Origin of the sequence: Vibrio sp. 1562 (assembly GCF_033340155.1) — a bacterium.
GTDB lineage: Bacteria > Pseudomonadota > Gammaproteobacteria > Enterobacterales > Vibrionaceae > Vibrio > Vibrio alginolyticus.
In genome coordinates this window covers 1-601 of the sequence record NZ_JAWOVY010000544.1, presented here as the reverse complement: position 1 = coordinate 601, position 601 = coordinate 1, and the positions used below count along the sequence as shown (strand labels likewise).

The window sequence follows — 601 nt, the reverse complement described above, 5'->3', positions numbered from 1 at the left end:
AAGAGCTTGTCTTAACTGGGGTTCTGTTTTAACAGCACGAGAAATAACAGCGAGGAACACGAAAATGGAGAGATGCACAAGGCATAAATAGGAGGTGTGTTCTTGCTGATTCCAACGTACTCAAAATTAATTTTGAACAGTGTTCGTTTGTTCGGGATTCTAAGAGAAAAACCACGGCAGGTATTGTATGAGTGAGTAAGGAAGTGTCAGGACACTTTGCCGCGTGGCGTCATTTTTTCTTACGTGCAGCGATAGTTTTTCTTGCTCGTTGAAACTGCGCATCGTTTGTACAGTGAGCTTCTCGAAAACAAGTTCATGAATGACACGAAGGAAAAACAATGGCACACCTATCTTACTGGTTTAAGCAAGCGCTTGAACTTGAACAGCCTCAACCAGCTAAGCCACTGAATGAAGATATCGACGCTGATGTCGCGATTATTGGCGGTGGTTACACCGGACTTTGGACCGCCATTATGATCAAACAGCAAGCACCGAAAAAGCATGTTGTTGTGATAGAAAAGGGCCTGTGCGGCAGTGGCGCGTCTGGAGCGAATGGTGGTTGCATGCTGACTTGGTCGACAAAGCTTCCGACCTTAAAACG

Annotated in this window: 1 protein-coding gene; it reads left to right on the top strand. The window is 45.4% G+C overall.

What is annotated here, in order from left to right:
• Positions 1–338: 338 nt before the first annotated feature.
• On the top strand, positions 339–601 hold a 263-nt coding region (locus tag R7Z49_RS26305), incomplete at its 3' end, for an FAD-dependent oxidoreductase (protein WP_318112604.1).